The following is a 25,572-nucleotide window of genomic DNA, read 5'->3' on the forward strand; positions in this document are numbered from 1 at the left end:
CATGGCCTCCACCGGCAAATAGGGTTATCCTCATAACATAAACTGTTTCAGGAAGGGAATGGGAGATGGATAAGGTACGTTATGGAATTATTGGCGTAGGGGGTATGGGGCGGACCCATGCACAGAGTCTGCTGAGTGATATTAAGGGGGCCGAGCTAACGGCCGTATGCGACATCAGCCTTGAGCGGCTGGAATGGGCAGAGGAGCATTTGCCGGATCATGTACAGCGCTTTCTGTCGCCGGAGGAACTGTTCAAGTCCGGGATCATTGATGCGGTGATGATTGCCACCCCGCATTATGATCATCCGCCGCTGGCGATTCAAGCGCTGGGCTACGGGCTGCATGTTCTGATCGAGAAGCCTGCCGGTGTCTATACGAAGGCAGTACAGGAGATGAATGACGCCGCAGCGAAGTCTGACCGCAAATTCGGCATTATGTATAACCAGCGGACGAATCCGCTCTATCAGAAGCTGAGAGAATTGATTCAGTCCGGGGAGCTGGGAGAGATCCGGCGCACGAACTGGATTATCACCAATTGGTACCGCTCTCAGAGCTACTACGATTCCGGCGGCTGGCGGGCGACCTGGGGCGGGGAAGGCGGCGGAGTGCTGCTGAACCAGGACCCGCACCAGCTTGATCTCTGGCAGTGGACTACCGGAATGATGCCTAAGCGGGTACGCGCTTTTTGCCAGTTCGGGAAGTACCGGAATATTGAGGTTGAGGATGATGTGACCGCTTATGTGGAGTATGAGAATGGCGCAACCGGGCTGTTCATCACGACTACAGGGGAAGCGCCGGGGACGAACCGGTTCGAGATTACAGGAGACAACGGTAAAATCGTCGTCGAAGACGGCACGCTGACCTTCTTCCGCCTTCGCACCCCGGAGCCGAAGTTTAATGCGGAATATACCGGAGGGTTCGGAGCACCGGAGTGCTGGAAATGCGAGATTCCGGTGGAAGCCGGAAATGGAGAACAGCATAAGGGGATTCTGCGCAACTTCACCAATGCCATTCTGCAGGATGAGCCGCTGCTGGCTCCGGGGGAAGAGGGCATTCACGGTCTGACCCTGTCCAATGCCATGTATCTGTCCGCATGGACCGACAACTGGGTGGACCTGCCGATCGACAGCGAGCTGTTCTATGAGAAGCTGATGGAGCAGGTGGAGAATTCGACTTTTCAGAAAGCGCCGGTCAGCCAGAAAGCCCTGGATGTATCGGGCACCCACTAGACGAACCTTACTCTCTTACGCAACTCAAACTTATCTAGGAGTGGATGAATACAATGAACCGTTCAACGATTGCCGCCCAAATGTATACCCTGCGTGAATATACCCGGACGCCGGAGGACTTGAGAGAGAGCCTGCGGAAGGTGAGCAGCATGGGGTACCAGGCTGTGCAAATCTCCGGGATCGGTCCCATGGACCCTAAGCTGGTGAAGGAATATGCGGATGAATTTAATCTGAAAATATGTGCGACACACGTTCCCTGGGACCGGCTGGTGAATGATCTGGATGCGCTCGCTGCCGAGCATAAGCTGTGGGACTGCAAATACATCGGTCTTGGCTCGCTGCCTGCGGAATATCAGACCAGCCAGGAGGGCTACCGCACCTTCGCTAAGCTGGCTTCCGGCATTGCACGGACACTTAAGGAAGAGTATGGCCTGCAATTCGTTTATCATAATCATGATTTTGAATTTGAACGTTTTGACGGTCTGACCGGTATGGATGTGCTGCTGCAGGACAGTGATCCGGAGGTCTTCGGGTTCGAGCTGGATCTGTACTGGGTTCAGGCGGGGGGCGGAGATCCTGTAGAGTGGATTCACAAGGTGGAAGGCAGAATGCAGGCTGTGCATTTCAAGGATATGACTATTCTGAACCGTAAGGCTGTGTTTGCCGAGATCGGCGAAGGCAATATGAACTATGGAGCGATTATTGATGCCTGCCGCAAGACGGGGGTGGAATGGCATATCGTGGAGCAGGATGTGTGCCAGCGTGATCCGTTCGAGAGCCTGGAGATCAGCCTCCGGTATCTGCATTCCAGATTGGAGGTGCAAGCATGAGCCGCAAGGATGGAATGATGTATGCTCCGGTACATGAGGCGAAGCCTGTGGTGGGGCCGGGTGAATTCGTAATCGCTGCGCTGGCACTGGATCATGGGCATATTTACGGGATGTGCAACGGGCTGGTGGAGGCGGGAGCCGAGCTGAAGTGGGTATACGATCCTGACCCCGAGAAGGTAAAAGCATTCCTGAACAAGTATCCCGGCGTCAGAGCCGCGCGTTCTGCTGAAGAGATTCTTGAAGATCCTGAGGTCCGGCTCGTTGCAGCGGCGGCCGTTCCTTCGGAGCGCGGTCCGCTCGGTCTGCGGGTGATGGCACACGGGAAGGATTATTTCACGGACAAATCTCCGTTCACTTCTCTGGACCAGCTCGCGGCAGCACGCCTTCAGGTGGAGCAGACGGGGCGGAAATACATGACATACTACAGTGAGAGACTGCATGTAGAGAGCGCTGTCTATGCCGGTCAGCTGGTGCAGCAGGGGGCGATTGGCCGTGTGCTTCAGGTCATGGGACTGGGTCCGCACCGGTTAAATGCACCCAGCCGGCCGGAATGGTTCTTCCAGCGTGACAAATACGGCGGCATTCTCTGTGACATCGGCAGTCACCAGATTGAACAGTTCCTCTTCTATGCAGGCTGCCGCGATGCCAAGGTGCTGCACAGTAAGGTTGCCAACTACAACAATCCGGCATACCCGGAGCTGGAGGATTACGGGGATGCTACGCTGGTTGGGGACAACGGGGCTACGCAGTATTTTCGCGTGGACTGGTTCACACCGTCAGGACTCGGAACCTGGGGCGACGGACGGACGATCATTCTCGGCACGGAAGGCTATATCGAACTGCGCAAATACAGCGATATCGGCCGCTCCAGCACACCGGACCATGTCTACTGGGTGGACGGTGAGGGAGAGCATTATGAGCATGTGGCCGGGAAGATCGGCTTCCCGTTCTTCGGTGAGCTGATTCTGGACTGCCTGGAACGGACGGAGAAGGCGATGACGCAGGAGCATGCATTCAAGGCGGCTGAGCTGTGTCTGGAGGCGCAGCAGCAAGCGGTGAATCTGACACCGGATACGCTCAAATAGTTGCAGGACAGCTATCAGAAGATCGGAAGGTGGATAAGATGAATACCAACGGAGCAGCGATTATCGGCTGTGGGGCGATTGCCCCGCTGCATGCCAGAGCCATTGCCTCGATCGAGAATGTGCGGCTGGTAGCCGTGGTGGACAGTGACCCTGTTCAGGCGGCTCAGTCCGCTCAGGATTACGAATGTGAAGGCCTGACGGATTACAGGGAGCTGCTGGAGCGTGCAGATATCGGCATCGTCCATCTCTGCACGCCGCATCATCTGCATGCCGGAATGGCGGTGGAGCTGCTGAAGGCGGGCAAGCATGTGTTAACCGAGAAGCCCATGGCGCTGGATGTGCCTTCGGCCCGCTTGATGCAGGAGGCGGCGGAGCAGGCTCCGGGACAGCTGGGTGTAGTATTCCAGAACCGCTATAATGAACCTTCGGTGCGCATCAGGGAGGTGATCGATTCCGGCAGCCTGGGTAACCTCCTCTGCATGAAGGGCTTGGTAACATGGACCCGGACTGAGGAGTACTACACGAACAGTCCATGGAGAGGCCACTGGGCTACGGAAGGCGGAGGGGTATTGATCAATCAGGCTATCCATACCCTGGATCTGCTGCAATGGTTCGGCGGTGACATCGCTTCCGTGAAAGGCAGTGTAAGCACCGATGTGCTGAACAATGTTATTGAGGTCGAGGACAGTGCACATGCGTGTATCGACTTCAAAAACAAGGCGCGCGGGCTCTTCTACGGAACCAATGCATATCAGGCCAATTCACCGGTGGAGCTGGAGCTGGTCTTCGAGCAAGGGACCCTGCAGCAGCGCAGGGACAGCCTGTATCTGTGGAAGGATGGTCAGGAGACGCTGCTCTGTGAGCCGCAGAGCATCAGCAGCGGCGGGAAATCCTACTGGGGCACCGGGCATTCACGGTTAATTCATGACTTCTACGCCCACATCCGTGAAGGCCGCAGGTTCTGGATTGACGGTGCTGAGGGCATCAAAGCGCTCACGCTGATTGCAGAGATCTACAAGTCCTCGGGGAGCCGGAATCTGGTCCCTCAGGTCTAGTGTACATCATCCGGCTGATGCCGGAATAGGCTGTCTCTTATGCAGAGCCCTGCTTAAGGGATGGCCTCATTTGTGTTATCCGCTACAGCTTAATAGCAAGCCAGCAGGCTTCAATGGTCTGCTGAATCTGCTGCTCATTCAGCGGATATTTTCCGTCCAAGTAGCCTTTGATGACAGCAATTAATATCCCGTAGATCAGCTGATAGCACAGACAAACATTCATTTCCCGGATGATTCCCTGCCGCTGTCCTTCTTCAATGATGGAGAATATCTCTAAGGTTGAGGGAGCCGGCGTGTTCCGCAAGTCCTCGGAAATATAGGGCGAGGAGCAATAGTTCTCTGTGAAATCAACCTCTTTGGGGTATTGAAGCGAATAGTTAGCCGTATTCTTCAGAAGGCTCTTCACACGCTCATAGATGGTTAAGCCGGGGTCATAGCCGTTCATGACGAACTCATTTTTATGTATGCGGACTTTATGGTACAACTCATTGACCAGCTGCTCCTTGTTCTCGAAATAATGGTAGAATGTGCTGGAGCCTACATTGGCCCTTTTGAATATTTTGGCGAAAGTAACAGATTGTAAGCCTTCTTCAGTAATTAAATCAAGGGTTGCCTGAAGAATATCATCTCGTTTACCCATCATTACACCTCACTAACGGAAAAATCATTCTATAAAATAGTACATCCCCTGCAAGGAAATGTCAATTATCAGAATGTCTATTCCGCTGCAAAGTGGAAAAAAGATAGAATTTGTGGTGAAATAGACAATAAAAGAACTATATTTTTGTCTAAATTAGGAAAAATGGAATTTTCGTTCTGAATTTATTTGAAGTTTGATTTTCTTCCTTTTAGAATATCAATAGAATAAACATTCTATTTCTTAAGCATATGAATGGATTGCTAATACAAGCAATCCAATTGACTTTTAGACCATTAGGCTTTATCTTAGTACAGGGTTTACCTAGAGTCAGCAGAAGAGAGACAGGGAGTGGGAGTATGGCTATGGAACAGGCAATGTTTGCCGGAGGCTGCTTCTGGTGCATGGTTACGCCGTTCGAAGAGCTTCCCGGAATTCACGGGATTGTATCGGGATACGCCGGAGGAACGGTAGAGAACCCTACTTATGAGCAGGTGAAGACCGGTACAACCGGTCACTACGAGGTGGTTCAGATCACTTATGACCCTGAATTATTCCCTTACGAGCGGCTGCTTGCGCTATTCTGGCCGCAGATTGACCCGACGGATGACGGCGGACAGTTTCAGGACCGGGGAACGCAGTACCGCACGGCGGTATTCTATTATACGGAAGAGCAGCGGCTGGCTGCACTGGCTTCCCGGGAGCAGGTGGCGGTCAGCGGCAGATTCGAGCTTCCGGTGGTGACGGAGATTCTGCCTGCGCCGGTATTCTATCCGGCAGAAGACTATCATCAGGACTATCATAAGAAGAATCCGAAGCATTATAAAGAGGACCGTGAGCAATCCGGGCGGGATACCTTTATTTCGCAGCACTGGGAATAGTGAATACGAGAGGGAAGCCTACAAAAGCCTTTAATGACCAGGCGTCTGGGAATTAAGGGCTTTTTGCTATTTTTGCAGCACCGTGCGGGTTAAGCTATAGATCATTATACCAAAAACCAAAATATGGGAACCTAAATCCGAAATTCCGTGCCTACTCAATTGCCGATTGTGCAACTATAATCATATTTGTAAACGGATACAAGCATTGGTAATTCTGGTTCTGATGCAGGCGGGAATAGGGGGGAGGTAGCAGGGTACGGGTACAGAGGATAGAATAAGCGGCTTGGCGAAATACAGAATGCTCTACAGCTCCTGCAGTTGAAGGGAAGTACTGCAATGCCAATATAATTCAGGAGGAATCTAAGAATGTCCAAAAAATGGTTAATGACGATGCTTGCGTTCGTGCTTCTGCTCTCTTGCCTGCCTTTGTTCAATTCCAAAGCAGCCGCAGCTGATTATACCCAAGGTGTAGATCTGTCGGGAACCTCAGCTACCATCTGGTTCAAATCTACAGTCAGTACCAGCTGGACCGATGTGCATTACAAGGTGAACTCGGGAACCCAGCTAAACTACCGAATGACTTATAACAACAGTAAATCGCGTTATGAGCAGGTGGTTACAGGCGTCGCGAGCGGCACAGCACTCTCGTACTTCTTCACCTACAACAATGGGACTCCGGCTTATGATACCGGCTGGTTCAACTACACTGCGGGAACCGCGCCCACTGCAGCGCCGACTACTCCGCCTTCCGGGTCTTCCGGTTCCATCTATTCTATCGCTGCCTCTTCTATTCCGACACCGCCGGGAGGCTCCGTGTCTGTCAAAGTCATGAACGGAACGGGAGGCGCTTACCCTGATAACCAGGTCTATTGGGGCGTCATCGGTATCAATCCGGCTAACGGCAAATGGAGTTATCTGGATCTTAGCGGCAATCTCATTCCGATCTCGAATGCGCTGAATAATGCTTCCGGCCATCTGACCAAGAACGGGGTCAACTATGCCAATATTTATCATACGGTTAGCCAGACCAGCTGGGTGACGCTGCCCAAAATCACCTCCGGCCGCATGTTTCTAAGTGTTGGCACGCCGTTGTATATTAAGACCTATGACGACGGCTTTGCCGGACCGGATATTGATAATCCGACCGATCCTAACCGTAATCTCTATTTCGACTTCGTTGAATTCACGGTGGATGCTACAGGCTACCATGGCAATACGACCCGTGTCGATGCATTCGGCTTCCCGGTCCAGCACCGGCTGGTAGGCTTGTCCGGCGGCTATGACAAGACGGTAGGCGAGCTGGAATCGGAGACACGCGCCGGAATCTTCAGCAAATACCAGAATGAAGTGCCGTCTGCCTTCAAATCGCTGGGTACCGATCAGGCGCCTTACCGGATCATCGCTCCTGTCCATGGTTCGTTCAAAGCCGGCGGGGCCAACGGCAATTATTTCGCAGGCTATGTCAGCTATAGCACCCAGGATATTCTCCGTAACGATGGCTCGCTTATCGATGCTGCCACCGGCGCTGCCATTAACCGCCATGTCTACACCACTAGTAACTGGAACAACGTAGCTAACTATTACAATGCGGCTCCCGCCAACTTTTATGCAAAATTCTGGCATGACCACAGCATCAGCGGGCTGGCTTACGGCTTCCCGTATGACGATGTCAACGGCCAGGCGTCCTACCTGGAAGTCGGTGACCCCAAAGGCCTGATTATCCGCGTGGGCTGGTAAGCACGTAAGCCACAGGTAAAGGAAAACTACGATTTTACAATAGAGGCGCCCCGTAAGCCAGATAATGGCTGAATGGGTGCCTTCTTGTGTGTGCAGTGATTATCGGCGCGGAGAAGCCTGTGGAAAATAAACAGGAAGCAAGGTATGATGGATAGCAATTACACACGAAGGGAGCATCCGGAAGAGATGAAGGACAGCTTGCAGCACATCTTATTTGATCTGGACGGCACACTAACCGATCCCAAGGAAGGCATTACCAAAAGCGTGGAGTATGCGCTCAACCAATTCAGCATTGAGGTGGAGCATCCTGACTTGCTGATTCCGTACATAGGTCCGCCGCTATATGATTCTTTTATTGAAATTCAGGGCTTTACGGCGGAGGCAGCGGCACAGGCTGTAGAGTTCTACCGGGAGCGTTACCGGACGCTGGGGATGTTCGAGAACCATGTGATTCCAGGCATTCCAGAACTGCTGGAGAGCTTGAGGAGTAAGGGATTCGAGCTGTATGTGGCGACCTCCAAGCCTATTGTGTTCGCTGAGCAGATCCTCCGGCATTACGAATTGGACGGGTTCTTCAAGTATGCGGCCGGCAGCAACCTGGATGGCACAAGATCGAAGAAGCGCGAGGTGATTCAGCATGTGCTGGAGGAGAATAATCTTCTTGCTTCGCATTCGCTGATGATCGGGGACCGGGAGCATGACATCATCGGGGCCAGAGCCTGCGGTGTAGCCTCTGTGGGCGTGTTATTCGGCTATGGTTCAGAGGAGGAGTTATCGGCGGCCGGGGCGGATTATATTGCGCATACGGTGGAAGAAGTAGGGGATATTATTCAGCGGTTGCAGCGGAATGAGCTCGGTGGGCAAGGCCCACGGGCTGAGGGATTAAGGGAGTTAAAGTTAAAAGGATTAAGCGGTCAAGCGGGAAGCGGATTTTAAGTTTTTTTCTGCGAAGTATTGACTTCTGTCGAAGACCGTGCGTATTATGTAACCAGCAACACCATAACCAAGGCAATGACCAGAGACAGGATATCCCGTGAGGACTGACCAGAGAGAGAAGTGCAAGGTGAGAGCTTCTTACAGAGACCAGCCGGATGTTACCCCTCTATAGCCGTGACACTGAACCCTCCTGCTGTTAGCGAGGCTGTAAATGTCACCGCCCCATCCCCGTTAACGGATGCCATGAGGATTGTACTGATCACGTTTCCGCCGAACAGCCGGGGGTGAAGTGACGTATAGTCGAATTAGGGTGGAACCACGAGCTTAGACGCACTCGTCCCTTTCCGGGATGAGATGCGTTTTTTTGTGTTCACATATACGAATATACACTGAAGAAATGGAGGCCATAATCATGGAGATTCAAGTGCAGCTGCCGGATGGAGCAAATAGGAGGTATTCGCGTAACACCACAATTGCGCAGATTGCGGAGTCGATTAGCGTAAGTCTAAGGAAGAATGCAGTAGCCGGCAAAATCGATGGCAGACTCGTTGACCTTGATTGTCCGGTTGAAGGGGACAGCCTCGTGGAGATCGTGTCAGCGGACAGCAGCGACGGGCTGATGATTCACAGACACAGCACAGCCCATGTGATGGCCCAGGCGATCAAACGGATCTATGGAGAACGGAACGTGAAGCTGGGCATTGGTCCAGTGATCGAGGACGGCTTCTATTACGATATAGATATTGAACAACCCCTGTCCAGCGAGGATCTTGCTGCGATTGAGCGGGAGATGGGGAAGATCATCAAGGAGAACCTGCCGATCCGGCGCCGGGTGGTCAGCCGGGCGGAAGCGGTGCAGTACTTTGAACAGTCGGAAGAGCCGCTGAAGCTGGAACTGATCCGGGATCTGCCGGAGGACGCGGTCATCAGCCTGTATGAGCAAGGCGAATTCACGGACCTGTGCCGGGGGCCGCATCTGCCCTCCACTGGCCGGATTAAGGCGTTCAAGCTGCTAAGTGTAGCAGGTGCCTACTGGCGCGGAGATGCTGACAAACAGGTGCTTCAACGGATATATGGCACAGCCTTCCTGAGCGCTGCGGCACTTGAAGAGCATCTGCATCTGCTGGAGGAAGCGAAGAAACGGGATCACCGCAAGCTGGGCAAGGAGCTGGGCTTGTTCATGTTCTCCGAGGAAGCGCCGGGCATGCCGTTCTACCTGGCCAAAGGGATGCTGATCCGCACAGCGCTGGAGGATTTCTCCCGCAGGCTGCAGCGCGCGGACGGGTATGAGGAGGTCCGCTCGCCGCTGATGATGAACCGCCGTCTGTGGGAGCAATCCGGACATTGGGATCATTACAAGGACGAGATGTATTTCACTAAGGTGGATGAGACAGATTTTGCGCTGAAGCCGATGAACTGTCCCGGACATATGCTGATCTACAAGAATAGCCTCCGTTCCTACCGGGACCTGCCGATCCGCATTGCGGAATACGGCCAGGTTCACCGCCATGAGTCTTCCGGCGCGCTGAACGGGATGATGCGGGTCCGGACTTTTTGCCAGGATGATGCCCATTTGTTCGTGCTGCCGGAGCAGATTGAATCCGAGATCTCGCGGGTGCTGGAGCTGATCGATCAGTTCTATTCCATCTTCGGCTTCGAGTACAAGGTCGAGCTGTCTACACGCCCGGAGGACTATATGGGGTCCGAAGAGCTCTGGGATCAGGCGGAGGAGTCGCTTGCGCGGGTGCTGAAGAATAACGGAATCGAGTACCGGGTGAATGAAGGAGATGGCGCTTTTTACGGGCCGAAGATTGATTTCCATGTCCTCGATGCCCTGAAGCGGAGCTGGCAATGCGGTACAATTCAACTGGATTTCCAGATGCCCGAGAAGTTCGACCTGACTTATATTGGCGAAGATAACAACAAGCATCGTCCGGTAGTCATTCATCGTGCCGTGTTCGGCTCCATTGACCGGTTCATGGGTATTCTTACAGAGCACTATAGCGGGGCGTTCCCGCTGTGGCTGTCTCCGGTGCAGGTCAAGCTGCTGCCAGTCTCTGTGGTTCATGATGAGTATGCCGAGCAGGTCAGAAGACAACTGGCGGCAGCCGGACTGCGGGTGGAGGTGGATTCCCGGAATGAGAAGCTGGGCTACAGAATCCGTGAAGCTCAGCTGGAGAAAATCCCTTATATGCTGGTGCTGGGAGATCAGGAGCAGAATGACGGAACAATCTCGGTACGAAGCCGTGCGGAGAACGCACTGTCCACGCTGAGGGCGCAGGAATTCATTCGGCAATTGACTGCCAGGATTGACAGATGGGAATAAATCGCTTCATATATAATAGGTGAAAAGCTAACAGGTAAAAAGATATAGGGGGAAATCAGTTGACAGCAATTGAAACAGGGCAGCTTGCAGGTAGCGTAATCCGGCTTGTGCCTTTGACAGCAGAGCACAAGCCTGAGCTTAAGAAGCTGCTGCATAATCCGTTGATCTGGGAGTACACCTGGAGACGGATCTGCTCAGAGGAACAGGCAGGACAACTGGTGGATACGGCTCTGGCGAATCAGGCGGCAGGCAAGGATATGCCTTATGTGATGGTGGAGCAGGCATCCGGCCGGATCGTAGGGACTACGCGGTTGATGCATCTGGACGGTACGCATCGCAATGCAGAGATCGGCTGCACCTGGATCTCACCGGAATACTGGAGAACTGCGGTGAATACGGAGTCGAAGCTGCTTTTGCTGCAACATGCCTTCGAGGTGCTGGGGCTGATCCGGGTGGACTTCTCCATTGTCAGTCACAACCTGCGCTCCCAGCGGGCCATTGAGCGGATTGGAGCGGTCCGGGAGGGCGTCCTGCGCAAGCATCGTATTACCGCTGACGGGGCTGTTATGGACAATGTGCTGTACAGCATTATCGATGAGGAATGGTCTGCGGTGAAGAAGAATCTGCAATATCTGGTGAATGAGAAATATAAATAGCGGTTGCTATGGTGTGGTTTAAAGTAGTGCTTTAACATGGAGGGGTCCCTGCGCGGGCTCCTCTATTTATTTTGCAAATAGCCATATCTATGAAACATTGATATAATAGAATGACATGAGAATAGAAACATACATTCCCATTATCTCGGGGTTCTGAGCATGAACAAACCGTCTATATTTGTATGTTCCGGCCCAACCTTCACCCTGCGGTGCGGATTTGGGTTTATGTTATGTTGTAGGGAAATTATGAAGTGATGGCGAGGTTGGCTAGAGGATGAACTGGAATGATTTCGGAGAACGGAACAAGCGGCTGAATCCCTTATGGAGTCTGGGCGCAGGCATGAATCTGGGTGAGCTGCAGCCGTATAAGGAAATGATTGCGCTTAGTGTGCTGCTGCAGGTCTATTATCTGGAGCTGGAATCGAATGAACAGCGGGCCCGGGAGGATCTGGTGGATCTGGCCTGGAGCTCACTGGAGCGCTTCGGCATAGCGAAGTCGGGCAGCCCGGAATCGGTCGAACGGCTGATAGACGGACTGCTGTGGAGCGGCAGCGGCGGCGATTTCGAGGCCCATTATTATGATGACCATACCCGGCAAATCGGGGTCCAGAAATACAAGTATTTCACTGTGGACGAGGATGCTACGCGTATCAGCTGGGAGGAGAACGGGACGACCATTTACCGGCTCTCCGAGTATGCGATGGAGCTGATCTTCATGAGCCACGAGATTATCGATGAGTTCCAGGTCAGCATCAAGCTGCTGGAGATTCAGATGCATATCAAGCATGGACGGGTTACCCGGGCGATGCAGGATGTGAATGAGCTGATCTCCCGCGTGCGCAAAATGACCCAGCAGCAGCAGGAATACCGTAATGCCCTGCGCCGTAATCCGAAGCATATCTTCAGCGAATACGGCACTCAGCGGCACGAGCGGCTGGAGGAGATCCACCAGCAGTTTGACGAGGAACGCAAGCATTTCGATAATATCCACCGCTCGCTGGCCCGGCTGGCCAATGATGAGAAGGATGTCATTGATTTCAATGAGCTGCGTCAGCTCTCCGAGCGGGTGGAGCTGTCCCGGCGGGTGCACGACGAGCTGGCCGAGGTTGTGCTGAGCATCTTCGAAGCAGAGACGAATCTGCGGCTGAACTTCCCGGAATTATTCTGGGGAGCAGCGGGCTTTAACTTCCGCACCCATGTGTGGGAGGAATGGGTGAAGCCCGAAGGGCTGCGGGATGGGGATAGCCTGGAGACGCTGATCAGCGGGCTGTTCTCGCCCAGCCAGGATTTCATCTATCCGCTGGCCTGGGCCTGGGAGGAGCAGGAGGTCGGCTTCCTGCCGGAGGATACGCCGGATGTGACGGAGGAAGCCGGGGAAGAAGAGGAGATCCATTATGTGCCCAGAGGTATTCCCTGGACCGAGGTATGCGAGCTATGGCTGCCGGTTATAGCCGGAGTGGCTGCGCAAGGCAGCTTCACCTTCACTGCGGAGGCGTTCACGGAGCAGGAGCAGCGGCGCTGGGCGGATTGTCCGGATGCCGTGGATTTGTGGGTGCAATTTTTCCATACCGTAATTACTGTCGAGGAGCAGGAAGCGGAAGGCCATGGCGTCGCGGACGAGTGCCAGAAGCTGCTTCAGCGGCTGATGCTGGACCACCCGGAGCTTGCGGTGTTGCGCGGCTTAAGGCTGCGGACTACCATCTCTTCACAGCAGCAGGGCAGCATCCGTATCCCTGGTCTTGAGATCAGCCCTTATACCATTACTATAGTAGAGAAGTGAGATGATTCGGATATGAGTTATTCCTTAGAGCAAGTTCAGCAGGCTTCCCGGCTGTTCTTCGACCTGCTTCGGCGCAAGGTGATTCCGCTGGATGATCCCGCTGCCGCCGAATGTCTGCAGGATACTGCCGCCTATGATGCCCTGCAATATGTAGCCAAAGAAGCCGGCTGCCGGATTATGAATTCCGGTCACCGCCTGCACCTGCTCGTGAGTCCGATCGGCTCCGGATTCGCCAGCAACTTCACTCAGCTGCGCAATAAGTATTCACGGATTGAGCGCAAGACGCATCTACATATCATTAACGTTATTATCCTCGTTTTTCTGGCGGAGATGGACCAGGATGAGCAGCACTTCAAGCCGGGACAGGACAGCATGTCTTACATACAACTGTCTGATCAGGTATCCGAGCTGTTCCAAGGCTGGATCGGTATGGATGAAGACGGCAGCTTCAGCAAGCAGTGGCGGCTGGATATCCAGGCCATGCACAGAGTATGGACCAGCCTCTATATGCAGACCCGCAGCCAGGAGGAGGGCGATTCGCTGACCCGCGGTGCAGGCTCCCGGATTGGCCTCATCCACGAAGGCATGAAGCTGCTGGAGGAAGAGCATCTGGTGTTCATTTCCGAGAATGAGAAGCGGATTTTCCCAAGGGAAGAGCTGTACGAGCGGATGCGTTATCTCTACCACGATGTGGACCGGTACAAAGAGCTGAAGGCTCTGGTTGGCCGCACACTCAGCGAACAGGAAGGTGAAGCCCATGCCGCGCATTGAGCGAATCCGCATCGCCGGACTGAAATACGAGAAGATGCTGAAGAAATATGAGGATATGATCCTTGATCTCTGTAATGAAGAAGGCCCGGCCAATACCCTGATTACGCTGATGAACGGCGGGGGGAAGGGCGTATTATTGCAGTCGATTTTCCAGTTGCTGATGCCTAGAGCCGCCTGGGGTAAGGATAATGAGAACCAGGTCGAGGCCTTCTTCCATAATCACAAAAAACAGCTGAAGCCCTACACCTTCCACGTGGCGATTGAATGGCGGCTCGACGATAAGGAGCGGACGGAGTATGTCACCACCGGGATCGCGATGACTGCTCAACATTCCATGGACCAGCTTGAGATCAAAGTGGATTATCTGCTATATGCGCTGCTGAAATATGAGGAGACGGCTGAGCTTACACTATCCACCCTGCCCTTATATGATCATGAGCTGAATACGCCTGCGAGCTTCGAAGCGATTCAGCAGTTTGTGCGGGAACGGCGGGGTGAGATTAATGTCTACGGCAGCAGCAGCTCCGATCTGAAGAAATACTATGCCTACCTGGCTGACCATGATATCCATATTGATGAATGGCGCAATATGCGTAGAATCAACGGGGAAGAGGGCGGCATCAAGGGCTATTTTCAAAAAAATGACGCATTCACCAATCATAATCTTTTTGAGCGGCTGATTATTCCAGAGATTGGTTCCAGTCTTGGGGGAAGTATGCGCGAGGATGAAGGCTCGCTTCAGCGGATGTTCGTGGATACCGCTACGGTTGCACAGCGGCTGCCGATGCTGGAGCAGCGGGAGCGGGCTTTTGCCGAGTTCACCTCTCTTGCGGCTCCTCTGTATGAAGCGGTGAAACTCGGAACGGAGGCGGACCTCAGCTTCCGGGAGACCGAGAGGCTAGGAGCGCAGCTCTATACCGTTATTCATGATGAACTGAAGCAGGCGGAAGACAAGCGCCGCAGAACGGCGGATGAGCTGGCCGGACATTATCTGGAAGCGAAGACGCTCAGATTCGAGAGCGATAATCTGAAGTACCTGCGGCTGAAGGAAGAGCATGACGGCAAGCAGGAGCACTTCAGAGCGGTCTCTGACAATCAGACACGGGCCAAGCAGCGTCTGGAAGAATCGAAGCAGCGGGAGAAGTCGCTGGAGGTTGCCCATTATCTGGCCCGGCGCAAGCTGCAGCTCCGCCAGATGGAGCAGTGGCAGAAGGAGATTGAAGCCATCGAAGGGTCGCTTGCGATGAAGGAGCGCCAAGAGGTGATTCAAGGGGCCAAGCAGGAGCTGCGGGTACAGTGGGAGCAGGTCTACCGGCTATGGCAGGCGAAGAGCCTGTTCTACAGCGGACAGCAGCATTCCCATGCAGCGGAAGAACAGATTCTGCGCAAGGGCAGGGAGGAATTGCTGCTGGAGCTTGGCAGGCTGGATGGGAAGCTCCAGGAATTAACAGCCATGATCCGTCAATATACGGAGGAGCTGGGTGTGTTCGCTTCCCGCCACGGACAGGAAGCCGCCCACTCACCGGCAGCCGCCCTACAGCGGACGCTGATTGCGGCCAGAGGGCTGACTGAGCAGATTGAGGCCTTGAACGAACAGCGTAAGACCGCTGAAGACCAGAAGCTGCTCCTGCATACGCAGCATACCCGGCTGGCTGAGAAGCTGCTGGGGGCCGAGGCCCAGGCAGAGGAGCTGAGCGGACACATCGAAGCCCAGATGAACAAGGAATCACAGCTCTGGTCACAGCTCGTAGTGCTGCTGGAGATGTATGAGGAGCATCAGCTGCTGGGCGCGACAGCTCTATTCGAAGCGAAGCCTCTAATCCAGGAGCGGTTCATCCGCAGGCTGGAGGATACCGAGCAGCAGACGAGGAGGCTACGGCGGGATTATTATCAGCAGCTATTGGATGTCGAGCTGCAGCAGGAAACCTACTGGCTGCCTAACCATGATATCGTAACGGTGAAGGATACGCTGGATGCCCTCAAGATTAGCTCCATGACCGGCACCATGTATCTGAACGATCAGCCTTATCTGGTCCGCGAGGAGGAACTGGAACGTCATCCGCTGCTTCCTTACGGCCTGATTGTCACGAAGCGTGAAGCGGCTAAGCTCCAGCCGGAGCTGCTTAAGGAGCTCCTGCTTAAGGCTCCGGTCCCGATCTTCGTGCGAGAGGAGATGGCGGAGGGCGGTACAGACGCCTTCCTGCTGCTGGCGCATCAAGGGCCGCAGATGGTCTTGCAGCCGGATCATTTCCAGGAGTGGAAGCGGGGGATGGCCTCCAGACTCCGTGAGCAGGAGGAGGAGCTTCAGGAGGAGGAAGCATATCTTGCCAAGCTAAGATCCGCCCGTCAGGAATATGAACGTCTGCATCAGGGCGAGCATACTGCAAGTCTGCGGATCAGACAGAAGAGTGCGGAGACCCTGCTGCAGGAGCTTCGCAGCCAGCTGAATGAAATGAACGCAGAACAGGCACGCTATGAGGAGGTTCTGGCTGGAATTTCCAGAGACCTGTCAGCCTGTGAAGCGGAGAAGTCCGAGCAGGAGGCCCGGGCAGCGGCGCTGCGGGAGTGGAGTGAGCAGAGCCGGAAGCACGAGCAGAATTATACAGACAAGCACAAGTCTGTGGAGCAGAAGAATAATCTCAGCAAAGAGATTGCGGTTAAGGACCAGCAGCTCGCCCGGCTGAAGGCGGAGATGGACAGTCTCGCCTTGCAGCGCGAGAAATGGATCGGGGATGCCCGCTATTCTGTATTCCCGCGGCTGCAGAACTGGTTCCCGGACATAGAGTTCCCCGGTGAATTTGCGGGTGCGAAGGTTCAGGGTGCTGATGCTGAGGCGGATGTTAAGGCAGATGAAGCTGCTGCCGATGAAGTACTAAATGAGACGGTACAGGACAAGCTGCTGCAGCTGCTCAGTACAGTTGAGAGTCTTCAGCAGTCGCTAAGCCAGAATGAGCTGGAGATCCGCACAAGAACAGCCCAGATTAAGGGGGCCAGAGAACAGCTGGCTGAGCTGGAAGCTGCTGTGCAGCAGGTAGATGCCGGATGGCCGTCTGCCCCTGAGCCGCAGGAGTCACCGGATATGATTCAGTCCGCCAGAGTCCGACAGAAGAGCGACACGATGATTCTGGACGAGGACTATCAGCAGCTCCGTGACTCCTTCATCCGCTGCCAGACCGAGCTTGACAGCCTGCGCAAAGAGCTGGGCAAGTCCGAGAAGGCGATCAAGGAGAAGCATGAGCGTACGGTAGAGCTGTGGCATGAGCCGCTGGAACAGAAGGAAGAAGAGATCAGTCTGCGGGTCCGGGAGAATGAGCATCTGCTGAATACCAGTAAGCAGGCGCTGGCTTCTATGGATCAATGGCTGCTCGTTCTCGGCAATCAGAGCCGGATCATGGATACCCATGTCGAGCACCGTGTGCCGCTCCGGGATGTGCCTGAAGAATTGCAGCTGAAGGTGCGGGAGAGCTGCGAGACGCTGGTGGAGGATTGGCTGCAGCGCAGCAAGGAGAGCCGCAGCCAGCGGGCGGATATCTCCCGCAAGGTGAAGGAAGAGAAGACGGAGCTAAGCGGCAAGGTGGCCAAGTCCGGCTGGAATGCGGAGCTTGAGACGAAGATTCTGGAACGCCTGAACAATGTTCACTGGGATGATTTCGCTATCGCCTTACAGGTGCTGGATTCGATGCTTCAGAGCTCACGTGATCAGATGGAGAGCATCCGCAGCGATAAAGAGGATATGGAGCTGTCCCGCAAGCTGTGGGTAGGCCGGGCAGCCAAGCGTGTAGTGCAGATCGTCGATATTCTGAAGCGGATGGAACGCCGGATGATCATTCACAATGAGAACGGCCATGCCTTCCCGCTGGTTAAGCTTAATTACAAGAATATTAACGTTCCACGGACGACTGATGACATCGAACCGCTGGTCAGCGACTATTTCAACCGTTGTATCAGCAGCCTGCTGGAGAAGTATCCAAAGATGGAGCAGGTTCCGGCTTTGGCCGTCAGAGAGCTGATTAACGATGGACGCATGGTGTACGCCGCACTGCAGAACCGCTTCCCGGTGTTGCAGGTGTATAAGCCGGTGACGGAGAATTACTTCCTGTATGCCGCTCCCGAGGACTATCATTATTCCGATTGGGAGGTTATTAACCGCGGCGCACTGGATGAGGCGGTAGGCAGCGGCGGGCAGCGTCAGTCTGTTCAATTGCTGGTGGCGATGATGATAATGACCCACAAGCGTGTTAACCGGGAAAACAAAGGCTGGACGGTCTTCCTGTACGATAACCCGTTCGGTGAGATGGTCTCGAATAACGTGCTCGATCCGGTCTTCGAGATCTCGAAGGCGCTGAAGTTCCAGTGGCTGATCGTCACGCCGCCGGAGCTGGTCAAGAATGATGTCAGCATCCGCTTCGGCGTGTACTGGCAGCTGTATTTTGGCGGAGATAAAGGGGATGCCCTGGATTCGACCCTGATCAAAGGCGGGCGCAAGCTGATCCCTGCTTCATTATTCTAGTTAATCTAACCAATCCAATAGACAGGTGGTAGTGTGATTATGATGAACTTAAAATCGGCAACGAAATTAGCTAACGGTGTAGAAATGCCATGGTTCGGGCTGGGTGTCTTCAAGGTACAAGAGGGTCAGGAGGTTATTGACTCGGTCAAAGCAGCCATCAAGGCCGGTTATAGAAGTATTGATACGGCATCCGTCTATGGAAATGAAGAAGGGGTCGGACAGGCTATCCGTGAATCGGGAGTTGCGCGTGAGGAGCTGTTCATCACCACCAAGGTATGGAATACAGAGCAGGGCTATGATTCTACGCTGGCTGCATTTGACCAGAGCTTAAGCAAGCTGGGACTGGATTATGCCGATCTGTATCTGGTACACTGGCCGATCCGGGCCAAATACAAAGACACCTGGCGCGCACTTGAGAAGCTGTATGCGGACGGTAAAGTCCGTGCCATCGGAGTATCCAATTTCCAGATCGATCATCTGGAGGATCTGCTGGCTGACGCCACCGTGAAGCCGATGGTCAACCAGGTGGAGCTGCATCCGCTGCTTAACCAGCAGGAGCTCCGCGAATATTGCAAGGCACAGGGCATTCAGATTGAAGCCTGGGCCCCGCTGGCCCAAGGGCATCTGCTGGATAATGAGGTACTGGCAGATATTGCAGCCCGACACAACAAAACACTGCCGCAGGTCATCCTGCGCTGGGATCTGCAGAACGGAATCGTGACGATTCCGAAGTCGGTCAAGGAGGAGCGGATTATTGCGAATGCCGATATTTTTGACTTCGAGCTGTCTGAAGAGGAGATCAGCCGGATCAACGGCCTGAACCGCGATCAGCGCTTCGGCTCTCACCCGGACCGGTTCAACAACGAGTAAAGGGCCCGGCGGTCTCTTTCGAATATTTGCTAGATTCGGACATACACATAAGAGAGATGGAACTATAAGTCCATCCTGTGCGTAACCGATATAGTAATAAAAGAGATTTGAGAAGCCGGAGGGGTAACTATGAATCGTAAAAGTATGCAAGCAGCACTTACCGCCATCCTGATGATTGTGCTTCTGCTGCCGCTGGCACCCGGGCGGGCGGAGGCTGCTGTTCCGAAACATTCAGAATCATTCTATGTGAATGACTTTGCAGGCGTAATTGATGAGAAGACCGAGAATTACATGGTCAACTATGGGGTGAAGCTCTATCAGGAGACCGGTGCGCAGGTAGTGCTGGTCACCGTGGATTCGACGAACGGCGTTTCTATGGAGAAATATGCGACCTCGCTGTTCAATTCATGGGGAGTGGGCTCAGCGGACAAGAATAATGGACTGCTGCTGCTACTCTCCATTAAGGACGATGATTACTGGGCGGTTCCCGGCAAGGGACTGGAGAATGAACTGAACAGTGGTGTAATCTCGAAGATTCTCTCGGCATCGCTGGAGCCGGACTTCGCAGCCAAGAAGTATAGCGCCGGTGCGAATAAAACCTATGGCGCCTTCATTCAGAAGCTCGGCGGAAGCTACTCGGAAACACTAGGCACCCGAAGCTATGTCTCGGATAATGCCGGAATCCTCCCGCAAGTCACCAAGGATTATCTGAACCAGTCCAGCAACCGTTACGCGGCTACCACCGGGAGCGGAATCTATGTGGTAACTGTTAAGAATACTGGCGGTAAGAGCCTGCAGGATTACACCTATGCGAAGTTCGCCGGGGTTGCTGCCGGTCCCAGAGATGTGATGCTGGTGCTGGATATCGGCGGGGATAACTATCATGTGCTACAGGGCAAGTCGATCGACAGAGTGCTGACGAATGAGCGGATCAGCGGGATTCTGAATACGGTGCTGGAGCCTAAATTCGCGGCAAAAGATTACGCTGGCGGTGCAACGGGGACGGCGAATGCCTTCTACAGCTTCTTCCTGGCCCGGGCAGATGCTGCTTCGGGACAAGCCGCAGGCAACTCCACATCTACAGCAGCCTCCAACGTCAGCAAAGCACCTGTGACAGCGAAAGAACCTGTGAAGCTGATGCCTGTCTCCAGAACGAAGGGGATGATGATTCTCGGGATTTTCCTGGTTCTTGTCGCACTAATCAGTCTCGCGGCTGCCGCGCGCAACCGTTATGTTGCCCGTTACGGGATACGGCTGAATCCGCATAACCCTCGCAATATCCGGCGCTACGGCGTCTGGACCGGTCAGCCCGGCTATGGCTACAGCCAGAGAAGAAGATACCGGCGGCCGCACCATCACTCCTCCTCGGGGAGCGGCTCATCCAGCTCCAGCAGCTTCTGGGGCAGTAACTCCGGGGGCGGAGGTTCTTCGAGCGGAGGGGGAGCGGGGCGGTATTCCTCCTCTCATAGAGAATCGAACAGTGGAGGAGGGGGTTCTTCCAGCGGTGGCGGCTCTGGCCGGCACTCCTCTGGCTCTTCCGGTGGTGGAGGAAACTCCGGAGGTGGCGGCAGCGCAAGCAGCGGTGGCGGCGTGGGCAGACACCGGTGAGCCGGACACACTAACCCGTTAAGGGTTAGGCATTGTTCGTCAACATTCTGAAGTGTAACACGCATAGAATGGACAAGAAGAGGAAGCCGTGCAGGGATGCGCGGCTTCTTTTCAAAAGCACAGTGCAACTGGAAAGGAAGGATTGATCTTATGAGTAAATCTACACTTGTCCGCCGGATGAAGTCCGAAGACATTACATGGATACATGAAGGGCTGGCCCCGCATGATGTCAGCAAACCCGTAGAGTATATTGAACATTGTTGGCAGGAGAACGTAGAGAATAAACGTCTTACGCTATTAGCCTTCCATGAGAATCTGTTTGCAGGCTGGGGACATATCGTGTATACCTCACACTATCCTTATTTTGTAGAGAATCACATCCCTGAGATCCAGAATCTTGATGTGATTCCTACCTTGCGGAAATGCGGCATTGGCAGTGTGTTGATGGACGCTCTCGAAGCAGAAGTGTTCGCAACATTCGATACGATTGGAATCGGGTTTGGACTGTATGACAGCTACGGTACGGCCCAAAGGCTGTACACCAAACGCGGCTACATTCCGGATGGCCGGGGACTCATGTATGACAACAAGCCTGTGGTTCCTGGAAGTCAGGTGCGGGTGGATGATGAGCTTATTCTATACTTGACAAAATCAAGGTAGAGCACGAATTACCATTACTATAGCGGCAGTCAGGGATATTAATGTCCGGGCTGCCGCTATTAGGTTTCTTTAGATTTTTCAGCATCATAGCGTGCCAAAAATTCAGAAACTATTTCAGGATTTGTCATAAGCGCCACCGATTCATTCTCTAATTCCTCAGCCAGCTCATCGTCGGTCATGGATACAAAGAAGGTAATGTCCTCTTTGGTTTGATTATATTTTGTGAATAAATCGTCCTTGGTTTCATTAACAGCCTTGGCAATGATTTTGACCATTTCATCTTTATATTGGTATACATTATCCTCTGCATATAAAAAACGGCTGATATGATTGAAATGCGAATGCTCACCATATTGAAATTCGGAAATTGCCCATTTGTAATAAAGCTCTGTTTCAGCATCATCACATAAGCCTTCACTTGTCATATCGGCAATATGTCTGGCAAGTGATTGCTCTGTATTGACAGCAAGGAACAGAGTGACAAAGTCGCTATCGGTCCCGACTGCGCAGACATATACCTTCTCATGTGCTACTTCGGCCAATATAGCTTCAAGGTCAGCCACCAAGCCCTCGCGAATCCGTTGTTCAAATTCAGTAAGAAAAGCGTTCATTATAACCCTCCTTATATTACGATTAAGTATGACTTCACTTATAGAATAGTGGCGTTGCGTATAGGAATGCAAGCACCTGTCCTTATTTCCGGTTTGCGTCCGTAAGCGCATTCTCCCGGATCGTATTCAACTCCTCTGCACTGAACAATCCGCTCCGATACAGATTAACGAACTCGTCCGACACACTCTGGTCAAAAATAATCATATCATCAGTGTTCACCGTGACTGTGACGCCATAATCATAGAGCTTGCGGATGGGATGTGACGCATAATTGGCCACCCGGGAAAGCAGAACATTGCTGGTAGGGCAGATGTTAAGCTGGATATGATGGTCGGCAAGCCACTTCATCGTCTCCGGTGATTGTGCGGCTGCGATGCCATGCTGAACCTGATCGAGCTCCAGTTCCTCCACAGCTTGTTTTACCAGATCAGATGTACCAAACTCCCCAACATGCGCTTTGAGAATTAGCCCTTGTTGCTTCGCCATGCGGAACACCTGCTTAAATCCGGGAACGGCAAACTCATCGCCAAAGATATCGAGGGATTTAAAGTAGTTATGTTCCAGATATTGTTCGAGCATCTCAATGGTTTCTTGAATCGGCGTATGGGTGAGAAAAGCAAGCTCCGGGACAAAATGAATCTCTGGTGCAAACCGCTGGTGAATGCCCTGGATGGTCTGAATCAGTGTTGCTATAGAGCCGTCAAACCATTCTTCTTCCCCCATCGTCACACTCATATGCAGCAATTGAACACCGTCTGACTTCGCTTGAACAAAGGACGCCTCAATACGCTTCTCATAACCGATTCGCCCAGTCAGTAAAGGCTTGATATAGCGGGCATTCCACCGGTTCATCTCCCCAAGATCCTTATATGTTGGACATTCCGGTATAGCCGTACCGCACCAGGCACTTATATACCGTTTGTTGCCTCCCCGGGTGATATGGTTGTGCAGATCGCCTTTAGGTATTTGCCGGATGCTGTCCAGATTGTTCTGCTCCAAGGCTGTGATGAATTGCTGTTTCATGCCGCTGTCCTCCTATGTTTTAATTGGGCCGGCCTGCGCTTATATGAACTAGTTTACAGTTTCTGGACAGAGTTAAACAAACTGAAACTTTTAAATCAGAGATTTCGTCTATCATGGAAGTTGTGAGTTTATAGACTTAACCATTATCAGTATGTTAGGGAGGATTTCAGAAGTGAGCTCTTTACCACAACGTTCAACTGTCCGCAAGAAGAAGACACCGGCGCGCAAGCGCAAGAAAAGAGGGTTCTTCCGCACACTCTTCAGGGTGTTCATGGTCTGTTTCATTCTGGTTATAGCAGCCGGAGGCTGGCTCTATTTTGCACCGTCAGCCCAGAATACGCGCTTCCTGATCGCAGATACGCTGATTACAACTCAACACCGGCACTGGGCCAAATATATTATCGGCGAAGAGGAACTGAAGCACCGCGTCAGCGATTATACCAAGCGCTTCGAGGAGATGGGCGACGAGGTAGATACCCATGAGATCAAGCCTGAGCCTGTAAAGGAAGCGGAGCATACACCGCTCGTCCAGATTGAAGAAGTCACGGGCAGCGGGTATAGCGGCTATGTCATGATTGTGAACGATCCCAAGAAGGTTCGCCTGGGTGTGCCTAGCAAAATCGGCTCCGGGGAAAAGGTATCCAGCATGGTGGCGCGGACAGGGGCTATCGCCGGGGTGAACGGCGGCGGCTTCGCCGATCCGAACTGGAAGGGCAATGGCTTCAAGCCGATCGGGCTGGTGATCTCGCAAGGGAAGCTGTTCTACAATGGACTGGGCGGCAAGAAATCCACACAGATTGTCGGCATCGATAAGGAAGGCAAAATGGTCGCCGGTAACTACACTCTGGATCAGCTCAGCAAGATGGGGGTGCAGGAGGCGGTTTCTTTTCAGCCACGGATTATTGTGAACGGTAAAGGCCAGATTAAGAATGCCGCCGAAGGCTGGGGCATCGCGCCAAGAACGGCTATGGGCCAACGGGCGGACGGTGCGCTCATCTTCGTAGTGATTGACGGGCGGCAGCCGGGCTACAGCATCGGGGCGAACCTGTATGATGTGCAGCAGATTATGCTGAAGCATGGGGCGGTCATCGCGGCCAATCTGGACGGGGGATCTTCGACGGTGCTGGTGAAGGACAATGAGATTGTCAACAAGCCCTCTTCGCAGTATGGAGAGCGTTACTTGCCGACGGCATTCCTGGTATTCGATGACCCCGAGAACGCGAAGATCAAGAATATCTGGGAAGGGCTGGACCCGGCCAAGATCGACGCAGGCAAGAAGCGCACCCAGTAACATACGCTAGGTTCCCCTGCTTCATAATCAATAGTAGATCAGACGCGGCAGGTGTGCTAGGATAACAAGTAAATTCTTATTTTGCTGAACCTGCCAGGTGAAGTCCATGATCGGAGGGGGAAAAGGTTTGACTTTGCAGCAGCTCCGCTACGCAATTGAGATTGCGAACAGCGGCTCTATGAATGAAGCGGCCAAACGGCTATTTGTGTCGCAGCCCAGTCTCTCGAATGCTATCAAGGAGCTGGAGAACGAGCTTGGCATCACGATTTTCGAACGGAATAACCGTGGGATCAGCATCTCGGCGGAAGGCATGGAATTCCTGGGCTACGCCCGGCAGATTATTGAGCAGACTGAATTCATGGAGAACCGCTATACCGGTAAGAAGCGCAGCCCGATCTATTTCTCGGTATCTACACAGCATTATGCGTTTGTTACGGATGCTTTTGTGAAGCTGATGAAGGAGAGCAAGGTGCAGGAATACAATTTCAGCCTGAGAGAGAAGCAGACCTATGAGATCATCGAGGATGTGCGTACCCTGCGCAGCGACATCGGGATTCTGTATATCAACGAGAGCAACTACAAGATCATGAACAAGCTGTTCAGTGACGGGAACCTGAAGTTCACCCCGCTGTTCAATACGAATCCGCATGTATATGTGCGGGAAGGGCATGTTTTGGCTGCAAAAGAGAGCATTACGGCCGAGGACATTCATCCGTATCCTTACATTACTTTTGAGCAGGGGGATAACAACTCGCTGCATTTCTCGGAGGAGATGCTTAGCTTCACGCAGATTGAGAAGAATATTAAGGTGACGGACCGGGCCACACTGACTCATTTGCTGCTCGGAAGTGATTCGTATACCGTGGGGACCGGGATTATGGCCTCTGAGCTGGATGATGCGGGGCTGATTACGATTCCTTTTGACAGCAAGGAAGTATTCTCTGTCGGCTGGATCGCCCACAAGGACCGCAAACCGAGTGAGATTATGTCTACATACATTGATATTCTGAATGATCTGGTGTCGGGTAATGTTTTCGAGCTTGAATCTTTCTTACTATAAGAGCAGGAGGGACGT

The 25,572-nt window shown here is 53.2% G+C and carries 20 protein-coding genes; 17 read left to right on the forward strand and 3 right to left on the reverse strand.

Annotation, left to right across the window (positions count from 1 at the left end; translation table 11 throughout):
• The first annotated feature begins 65 nt into the window (after positions 1 to 65).
• Genes NYE26_RS13670 through NYE26_RS13685 form a run of 4 tightly spaced genes read left to right on the forward strand, consistent with a single transcriptional unit; the run spans position 66 to position 4,199 of the window.
• Positions 66 to 1,229 (forward strand): Gfo/Idh/MocA family oxidoreductase, encoded by a 1,164-nt coding sequence (locus NYE26_RS13670; RefSeq protein WP_339256506.1) that lies wholly within the window; start codon positions 66 to 68, stop codon positions 1,227 to 1,229.
• Positions 1,230 to 1,282: 53 nt separating this feature from the next.
• Positions 1,283 to 2,059: a sugar phosphate isomerase/epimerase gene (locus tag NYE26_RS13675; protein ID WP_339256508.1), complete on the forward strand. Its 777-nt coding sequence runs from the start codon at positions 1,283 to 1,285 to the stop codon at positions 2,057 to 2,059.
• Positions 2,056 to 3,144, forward strand: a complete 1,089-nt coding sequence (locus NYE26_RS13680) for a Gfo/Idh/MocA family oxidoreductase (RefSeq protein ID WP_339256510.1) — start codon at positions 2,056 to 2,058, stop codon at positions 3,142 to 3,144. The genes NYE26_RS13675 and NYE26_RS13680 overlap by 4 nt, the downstream gene beginning before the upstream one ends.
• Before the next feature lie 38 nt (positions 3,145 to 3,182).
• Positions 3,183 to 4,199 carry a Gfo/Idh/MocA family oxidoreductase gene (locus NYE26_RS13685; RefSeq protein ID WP_339256512.1) on the forward strand — a complete coding sequence of 339 codons (1,017 nt, stop codon included), beginning with the start codon at positions 3,183 to 3,185 and terminating at the stop codon, positions 4,197 to 4,199.
• A gap of 82 nt (positions 4,200 to 4,281) precedes the next feature.
• Here the strand turns inward: NYE26_RS13685 and NYE26_RS13690 are convergent, their stop codons facing one another.
• The gene (locus NYE26_RS13690) at positions 4,282 to 4,842 is read right to left on the reverse strand and encodes a TetR/AcrR family transcriptional regulator (protein WP_339256514.1); all 561 of its coding nucleotides are present in this window, start codon (positions 4,840 to 4,842) and stop codon (positions 4,282 to 4,284) included.
• Between the two features lie 359 nt (positions 4,843 to 5,201).
• Here NYE26_RS13690 and msrA point away from each other — a divergent pair, with 359 nt between their 5' ends.
• The 11 genes from msrA to NYE26_RS13745 all read left to right on the forward strand — a co-directional run bounded on the left by msrA (position 5,202) and on the right by NYE26_RS13745 (position 21,571).
• Positions 5,202 to 5,717, forward strand: coding sequence for a peptide-methionine (S)-S-oxide reductase MsrA (gene msrA, locus NYE26_RS13695; RefSeq protein ID WP_339256516.1), 516 nt, complete (start codon positions 5,202 to 5,204; stop codon positions 5,715 to 5,717).
• A 366-nt stretch (positions 5,718 to 6,083) separates the two neighbouring features.
• A complete protein-coding gene (locus tag NYE26_RS13700; RefSeq protein WP_339256518.1) occupies positions 6,084 to 7,454 on the forward strand; it encodes a glycoside hydrolase family 64 protein in 1,371 nt (456 codons plus the stop codon).
• Between the two features lie 144 nt (positions 7,455 to 7,598).
• Positions 7,599 to 8,390: an HAD family hydrolase gene (locus tag NYE26_RS13705; protein WP_339256520.1), complete on the forward strand. Its 792-nt coding sequence runs from the start codon at positions 7,599 to 7,601 to the stop codon at positions 8,388 to 8,390.
• A 412-nt stretch (positions 8,391 to 8,802) separates the two neighbouring features.
• Positions 8,803 to 10,716 (forward strand): threonine--tRNA ligase, encoded by a 1,914-nt coding sequence (gene thrS, locus NYE26_RS13710; protein ID WP_339256522.1) that lies wholly within the window; start codon positions 8,803 to 8,805, stop codon positions 10,714 to 10,716.
• Between the two features lie 59 nt (positions 10,717 to 10,775).
• A complete protein-coding gene (locus NYE26_RS13715; RefSeq protein ID WP_339256523.1) occupies positions 10,776 to 11,372 on the forward strand; it encodes a GNAT family protein in 597 nt (198 codons plus the stop codon).
• Positions 11,373 to 11,646: 274 nt separating this feature from the next.
• Positions 11,647 to 13,152: a hypothetical protein gene (locus NYE26_RS13720; protein ID WP_339256525.1), complete on the forward strand. Its 1,506-nt coding sequence runs from the start codon at positions 11,647 to 11,649 to the stop codon at positions 13,150 to 13,152.
• Positions 13,153 to 13,164: 12 nt separating this feature from the next.
• The gene (locus tag NYE26_RS13725) at positions 13,165 to 13,923 is read left to right on the forward strand and encodes a DUF6063 family protein (RefSeq protein WP_339256527.1); all 759 of its coding nucleotides are present in this window, start codon (positions 13,165 to 13,167) and stop codon (positions 13,921 to 13,923) included.
• Positions 13,910 to 18,433 (forward strand): hypothetical protein, encoded by a 4,524-nt coding sequence (locus NYE26_RS13730; protein ID WP_339256529.1) that lies wholly within the window; start codon positions 13,910 to 13,912, stop codon positions 18,431 to 18,433. Before NYE26_RS13725 ends, NYE26_RS13730 begins: the two co-directional genes overlap by 14 nt.
• Positions 18,434 to 18,469: 36 nt before the next feature.
• Complete coding sequence (locus NYE26_RS13735; RefSeq protein ID WP_339257477.1) at positions 18,470 to 19,303, forward strand: aldo/keto reductase; 834 nt, start codon at positions 18,470 to 18,472, stop codon at positions 19,301 to 19,303.
• A 129-nt stretch (positions 19,304 to 19,432) separates the two neighbouring features.
• Positions 19,433 to 20,911: a TPM domain-containing protein gene (locus NYE26_RS13740; protein ID WP_339256531.1), complete on the forward strand. Its 1,479-nt coding sequence runs from the start codon at positions 19,433 to 19,435 to the stop codon at positions 20,909 to 20,911.
• Positions 20,912 to 21,061: 150 nt separating this feature from the next.
• On the forward strand, positions 21,062 to 21,571 hold the full coding sequence (locus tag NYE26_RS13745) for a GNAT family N-acetyltransferase (RefSeq protein WP_339256533.1): 510 nt from the start codon (positions 21,062 to 21,064) through the stop codon (positions 21,569 to 21,571).
• Positions 21,572 to 21,630: 59 nt separating this feature from the next.
• On the opposite strand, the gene NYE26_RS13750 is transcribed toward NYE26_RS13745, so the two are convergent.
• The gene (locus NYE26_RS13750; RefSeq protein ID WP_339256535.1) at positions 21,631 to 22,182 is read right to left on the reverse strand and encodes a DUF4303 domain-containing protein; all 552 of its coding nucleotides are present in this window, start codon (positions 22,180 to 22,182) and stop codon (positions 21,631 to 21,633) included.
• A gap of 82 nt (positions 22,183 to 22,264) precedes the next feature.
• The gene (locus tag NYE26_RS13755; RefSeq protein WP_339256537.1) at positions 22,265 to 23,206 is read right to left on the reverse strand and encodes a hypothetical protein; all 942 of its coding nucleotides are present in this window, start codon (positions 23,204 to 23,206) and stop codon (positions 22,265 to 22,267) included.
• A gap of 151 nt (positions 23,207 to 23,357) precedes the next feature.
• Here NYE26_RS13755 and NYE26_RS13760 point away from each other — a divergent pair, with 151 nt between their 5' ends.
• The gene (locus tag NYE26_RS13760; RefSeq protein ID WP_339256539.1) at positions 23,358 to 24,497 is read left to right on the forward strand and encodes a phosphodiester glycosidase family protein; all 1,140 of its coding nucleotides are present in this window, start codon (positions 23,358 to 23,360) and stop codon (positions 24,495 to 24,497) included.
• A gap of 127 nt (positions 24,498 to 24,624) precedes the next feature.
• Positions 24,625 to 25,557 (forward strand): LysR family transcriptional regulator, encoded by a 933-nt coding sequence (locus NYE26_RS13765; protein ID WP_339256541.1) that lies wholly within the window; start codon positions 24,625 to 24,627, stop codon positions 25,555 to 25,557.
• The last annotated feature ends 15 nt before the right edge of the window (positions 25,558 to 25,572 follow it).

The organism is Paenibacillus sp. FSL P2-0136 (assembly GCF_037975325.1).
Taxonomy (GTDB): domain Bacteria; phylum Bacillota; class Bacilli; order Paenibacillales; family Paenibacillaceae; genus Paenibacillus_AQ; species Paenibacillus_AQ silagei.